Annotated in this window: 4 protein-coding genes and 1 pseudogene; 1 reads left to right on the forward strand and 4 read right to left on the reverse strand. The window is 45.5% G+C overall.

Features of this window, described 5'->3' with window-relative positions:
* The 4 genes and pseudogenes from Q0238_RS03855 to Q0238_RS03870 all read right to left on the reverse strand — a co-directional run.
* Positions 1–417: pseudogene (locus Q0238_RS03855) on the reverse strand (mechanosensitive ion channel family protein); the annotation flags it as partial.
* Positions 414–1,445: a 3-dehydroquinate synthase gene (gene aroB / locus Q0238_RS03860; RefSeq protein WP_297943068.1), complete on the reverse strand. Its 1,032-nt coding sequence runs from the start codon at positions 1,443–1,445 to the stop codon at positions 414–416. The pseudogene Q0238_RS03855 and the gene aroB, both read right to left, overlap by 4 nt.
* A 43-nt stretch (positions 1,446–1,488) precedes the next feature.
* The gene (locus Q0238_RS03865; protein ID WP_297943069.1) at positions 1,489–2,907 is read right to left on the reverse strand and encodes a TrkA C-terminal domain-containing protein; all 1,419 of its coding nucleotides are present in this window, start codon (positions 2,905–2,907) and stop codon (positions 1,489–1,491) included.
* A gap of 288 nt (positions 2,908–3,195) precedes the next feature.
* Positions 3,196–5,448, reverse strand: coding sequence for a TonB-dependent receptor (locus Q0238_RS03870; protein ID WP_297943073.1), 2,253 nt, complete (start codon positions 5,446–5,448; stop codon positions 3,196–3,198).
* A gap of 226 nt (positions 5,449–5,674) precedes the next feature.
* Between Q0238_RS03870 and Q0238_RS03875 the strand changes: the two genes are divergently transcribed.
* Positions 5,675–6,493: YihY family inner membrane protein (locus tag Q0238_RS03875; protein WP_297943071.1), on the forward strand; the 819-nt coding region annotated here is incomplete at its 3' end.

Below are 6,493 nucleotides of genomic sequence, written 5' to 3' on the forward strand. Positions count from 1 at the left end.
GCGCGCAGGCTCGGGAGTTTCAGGCATCGCGATGATATCTAAAAACGGAGATTTTTCATACTCTTTTAGCAGTATGAGCTGCTCTTTTACGGCGCGAAGTCTTTTTTGAATCTCTGCGATCTTATCGGTGCCGGCGCTCTTTTTTAGCTCCGCTTCGAGCTGGCTGGATTGCTTTTGTAAATTTTGATAGCCGATGAAATTTGAAAAGCGAGAGACCCAGATATTGTTTTTGATCTCATCGTCAATAACACGGATCTGATCTTTTAGCGACGCGGATAGCTTAGAATTTTCATCTTTCTTCTCACTAGCGGCGGAGCTAGCGTTAGATTCTAAGCGCGTATGCGCGGCGGAGAGCGTAGAATTTGCCTCGCAAAATGCAAGATTAAAAATCAAAAAAATAGCTGCAAGCGCTCTCATTCAAACTCTTTCAGCGTTGCGATTACTTCATCTTTTGCGATCTCTTTGGAAGCGTAGAATTTACCAATACCATCGGGCAGGATAAATTTTATCTTGCCGTTTTCGCTTTTTTTATCGAGAAAAAATAGCTCGTAAAATTCCGCCGCATCCTCTACGTGGAATTTTATCGGAAGTGCGAATTTTTGAAGCACTTTACGGATCTGCTCCTCCTGTTCGCCGCTTAGTTTACCGAGACGCCGCGCCAAAGCATTTGCCATCACCATGCCGATCGCCACAGCCTCGCCGTGCAAAAATTTTTTATAATTAGTAATTTTTTCGATAGCGTGAGCAAAGGTGTGTCCGTAGTTTAACACTGCACGCACGCCGCTTTCGCGCTCATCACGCTCTACGACGCTTGCTTTAATCTCCACGCAACGAGCGATTACGTGCGAAATTTCATCGGCGCTTTTCAGATCGTACGTCTCGAAAAATTTAAATAGTTCGACATCAAAGCATACAGCCATCTTTACGGCCTCTGCTACGCCCGCCGCAAACTCTCGCGCAGGAAGCGTCGATAAAAATTTGCTCTCGCAATAAACCGCACGCGGCTGATAAAAGGAGCCGATTAAATTTTTGCCGAAGCGATTATTCACGCCCGTCTTGCCGCCGACGCTTGCATCCACTTGTGCTAGCAATGTCGTAGGTATATTGATAAAATCGATACCGCGCTCATAAATGCTCGCGCAAAAGCCCGTTATATCGCTGATGACGCCGCCGCCAAGAGCAATGAGCGTGCTTTTGCGATCAAGCTTGGAGCTGAAAAGCTGCTCTAAGATTTGCTCCACGCTCGCGGTATTTTTATACTCCTCGCCGTCTGGGATCGTGATGATAAATTTTTGCTCGCATTTTAACCGCTGCAATAAAAAATCAAGCCACAGCCCGCCTACTTTGGGGTTTGTGATGATCGCTACCTTGCCTTTGAGCTTGATCTCTTGCAATTCGTCGATAAAAACGCTGTATTTTTTACCTAAATTAAGATCGATTTTCATACGCTAGCCTTTGATTTTTGGGTAATTGTAACATAAATTTCGATTATTTTTCATACCCGTAATCGCTCGGAACGAAAATTTGATGATTTTTGCCGAGTTTAAAATACATCTGATCCAAATCCTGATTGAAAATAGATGTGAGCTTGCGCGCCAAAATTCTATCATTAAATGGCACAAATTGTAGCAGATCTCGCTCGCTACCTAGCGCTAAAATCGGATTTTGTCGCTCGCAAGGAATCACGAATAAACTCTGCTTAAAAAGCTTCGATAAGCTCACGTAGCTTTGCGCAAACTCGCCCTTTTCGCTCTCGCCGAAAAGATACAAATACACGTCTAGCCCTAGCTGCGAGCTAATGTCAAAGACGATGCTTGATTCCTCGCGAAGCCGCTCGCCGGCACTTAGCACGACACTTTTACGCACATCTTTTAGCTCGCCCTCTCCAAGGCTTAACACCGGAATTTCAAGCGCTTTAAGCGCCGCTTTTTTCGCCTCAAAAACTCCGCTTGAACAAACTACCAAGCCTGCTTTATTTTCGCTCACGTCGCGCTTTAAATTTAATTCGCCCGAGTAATTGATGAGAATTTCAAATTTATCTCGCTCACACAGAGCTTTAAGCTCGCTAAAAGCGTCGTTTAGCAGAGGATTTAAAATTCGCAGATAAATTTTATGATTTCTAATATGCAAATCCAAAAACTCAAGCGCCCTAACTGTCCTAGCTATCTCGTCGTCGCTCATTTTTTTCATATCGATTAGCGCGAAAATATTTAGCCCAAACGGCGATGGAAATTGCCCACTTTGCTTTTTTACTTCAGCAAACACCGCTCGCAGCGCACTAGGCTCACCCACGACTAAGATCGTATCATTCGGATAGATCCGCGAGCTGGGCGTCGTTACGATGTAATTGTTGTGGCGGTAGATCATCGGAATTTGATATTTGGCATTAGAAAGCGTGCTGATTTTTTTATACGCGAACGAGCTTCCTACGGGCACTTTTACCTCCATTATCTCTCCGCGCCCAAGCCCAATGTTATCAGCAAAAACGGGGCTATCGGGCAAAAAGCCGATGAAGCGCGAAGAATTTAGCGCAAGGGTATTTACGATTTTTACGTGAGCTTCATTTTTATTATCGCGCAAAAGTCCCCAAAAATCAGCCACGTAAAGCTCTAAATCCGGAGCGAGCGTCTTTAAATTTTCAAGCGTTACTTTAGTGTCAAATTCATCCTCCATTATCACTATGCAGCGGTCAAATTCCTCTCCTGCTAGCACCACGCGCAACCGCTCAATGCTAGTAGGATCAAAAATTTCGACCGAAAAATTTGACTCGTTTTCAAGCTCTGAGGGCACGGCATCCGTATTTTTAGCTATGACGCGATATGATCTGATGACATCTTTGATTTTACAAACTTTGGATAAAAAATGGCGCGCAAACTTTCCGCTTGCGATGATTAAAACTTGTTTCATTGCTCTCCGTTTCGTGGTTTTGCAAAGATTATAACCAAAAACGGCTAAATTTTAAACCGCGCGATAAAATTTGCGGGCAAGCTGAGGCGCGGCGACTTAAAATTTTAAGATCGAAATTTTAAAATCAAGGTTTAAAATTCCAAAAGCGAGGCTTAAATTTTAAAATATATTAAAATCAAGCCTCGTTAAATTTAATCTTGCCGCTTAGAGCGATAAAATTTCATAAATTTAAAAGCGGCGCTATAACCATTCGCGCCGCCGAAGTAGAAATTTTAAGCCCGCTAGATTTTAAAATTTTACCTCCGCAGAGAGCATAAAGCTTCTGCTTTCGCCTAGCGTTACGCCGTTTGCCGAGCCTAGCACGCTAGTTACGTTAAGTCCGCCCGCACCGTCGGCGCTAGCAGGATACATTCCCGCCCAGTATTTTTTGTTAAATACGTTATTTACGTTGAAGCGCAGCGTGGTCTTATCGCCCAAAAGATGCTCGCTAGTGTATCTGACGCTAAGATCGGTAACGAAAAAGCTAGGAGTGCTCTGGGTGTTTAGATCGTCCAGATACATCTTGCTAGTGTAGTGGAAATTCGTACTGATCGCAAGCTTATCGGTGCCCGGGATCACGTAATCAAGCATTAAATTTGCGTTTAGTTTAGGGATGCCGTTTGCGACCTTGCGATTAGCGCCCGCGATGCTTACGTTATGCATCTTAGGATCGATGTAGGTAAAGCCGCCCAGCACGCTTAAATTTTGCGTAATTCGTCCGCCGCTCATAAACTCAAATCCGCGGTTGCGCTGCTCGCCATTTATGCCGTAGATCCCCGTAGAACTATTCAAGTAAGCAATCGGACGACGTATATCAAAATACGCCACGCTAAAATCAATCATATCGGCTACGCGAATCTTAGCGCCGATCTCGTGCTGCTTGGAGCGATACGGCGACGTAGAGGCGACCTCGCCCGCATATGGGCTGCTCGCGGGATAAACATAGGTAGAGCCCTGCTGCAAGCTATCTGCGTAGGTGTAATAGATGCTGGCATCCTCTACCGGATGAAAGATCAAGCTGCTCGCCCAACTATAGCCCGAATCGCTATAGGCTTTAACAAGTCTTTGCTGGCGGGCATTGTAGGATTCCTGCCTCATCCACGCCTTAGATGCGCTTAACATCACGTCAAATTTATCGTTTATCGTAATATCGTCTAGCACCGAGACGTTATACATATCTATGACTGCGAAATGATATAACCCGCTTCCGCGCCTAGCGCCGGTGTAATTTAGAATTTTAGGATCGTAGATATTGCCGATGGTAGGCGAGGTGTAGTTGGTGCTTGCGATCTTATATCTATCCTGCGTCCAGTGATAGCCGTTGGTCTGCACGCTAAAATCGTGCCCTACGCTGCCCGTGTCAAACTGCGTGTTGGCCTTGAGATAGCCGCTTGGCAGGTCATATCTATATGCTGCCGTAGCACCGCCGCTGTGTCTGGTTTGATAATCGCCCGGCTTTGTATATTGCGGATGTGTGCTAGGCAAGATATAATTTACAACGCCATGAGTATCACGATCGGCGCGCTGAAACTGAAAGCCGCCCTCTAAATACCATTTATCGGTAGGCGTAAATTTAAATTTTGCGCTTGCGGTAGTGGTTTTTAGATGCATTCCTCCAAAGCTCTGCCCAAGACCGCGTTTTGAAGAATCTACCGCCTTTGGAAGCTCCATGCCGTCTACAATCTTACCGTCTCGCACGCCGAGAGCAAACTGCCCCGCAAAGCCCTTGGTATTGTGCTCATAATAGCTTGCCGCGGTTTCAAAAGTAAGATCGCCCGTCGGATAAAATTCCATCGTGACGCTGGCTAGGCGGCGCTGCAAATTTGAGCCCTTCGGTTGTCTGTCGCCGTTTGATCCATAAAATACCGCGCGGTAGCCGAATTTTTCAAATTTATCGGATAGATCAAGACCAAGACCTAGGTTGCTTCGCGACATATAATCGCTCCAAATTATGTATTGATCTTTTACCGGGCGCTTGCGCGTGTAGCTGAAAATGCCAACCGGGTTTTGTGCGCCGTAGAGCGAGCCTGCGACGCCGTTTTGCACCTGAAAGCTCTCAAACATCGCCATCGGAATCGCCGTCGTCGAAATCGTATAAAAGCCGTCCCAGAAGCTGTTGCCTACGACGCTACCCTCAAAGCCGCGTGTCTGCGGGCGTCCGACCGTAGCGCCGCCGCGCATCTGAATCTGCGCGGAGGGGAAGTATTTGACCGCCTCCTCGTAGCCGGTGACGCCTTGGTGATTCATGATTTCCTTGCTGATCGTGTTGATCTGATAGGGAAGATCAAGTGCGCGCTTGCCCGCAAGCAGGCCTTGTTGCACGTTTTTGCTCAAAAAGCCCTCGTCGATACCGCTCTCGCTGATATTATCGCCGACGGAATTTACCTCGATTACGCCCATATTCTGCGACTTTTCAGGCGCAGAATTACCGCCACTTTGCGCTGCAGCCAAACTACTGCATAGCAGGCACATACATGCCGCTAATGAAATTTTAAATTTCATCGTTTTCCTTCGTTCCATTATTTTCCCTTCGTTATGGATATATTTAATATTATTTTTTAGCATATTAGAAAAACTTTCCTAAATTTAGACTAAATTCGAGATATAAATTTATATATTTTCAGTAGTATTTTTTAGCTTTAAATTTCATAGACGATATACCGCGATACAAAAGAAAAATTGCGCAAATTTATATGAAATTCTAAATTTTTAATGTAAAATCGCCCGTATGAAAAAACTAATACTGGCGCTTAAGCAAGCGCAAAACCGACTCAAAAATTTCTTCCGCCTCTACGATACCGAGCTCATGCACCATGCATCAAGCCTTAGCTTTCACACGATTTTGGCGCTACTGCCGGTGCTGATGGTCTCGCTTAGCGTCTTTATGCAGCTGCCGAGCTTCAAAGGCTACTACGATAAGATTATGGGCTTTATCTTTTCAAACTTTCTGCCCGCAAATCAAGCGAGCATGGCGCACTATATCGAGGAATTTATGGCAAACGGGCTAAGCCTTGGCGTAACGGGCTTTTGCGCGGTGTTAGTTACGTCGGTGCTGTTTTTCGGGGACTTTGAAGCGATTATCGCGCGCATTTCGCATTCGCCCGAGCGAAGCTTTTTTAAGAGCCTAAGCACTTACTGGACTCTGATGACGCTCGCTCCTGTGGGGCTTGGAGCGTCGTTTTATATCAGCGGCGAGCTTCAGGAGCTACTAAATAAAACCGAGCTTACGAGCTGGATAAATTTGCTTAAAATTCTACCCTACTTAATCGTTTGGGGAATTTTTGCGATTACTTATGCTACGGCGATCAACCGCGAGATCCGCGCAAAAGCGGTACTTGCCTCATCGCTCGTAGCATCGATTTTATGGTGGTTTTCAAGACTGGTTTTCGCGCAATACGTCTTTTATAACAAAACCTATCTTAGCATCTACGGCTCGTTTTCGGTCGCGCTATTTTTCTTTCTGTGGATCTACATAAGCTGGATTTTCTACCTATACGGCGTGAAATTCTGCGTATTTTTAGACGCTAAATTTAAAAGAGGTGGCGAG

Origin of the sequence: uncultured Campylobacter sp. (assembly GCF_938045775.1) — a bacterium.
GTDB lineage: Bacteria > Campylobacterota > Campylobacteria > Campylobacterales > Campylobacteraceae > Campylobacter_B.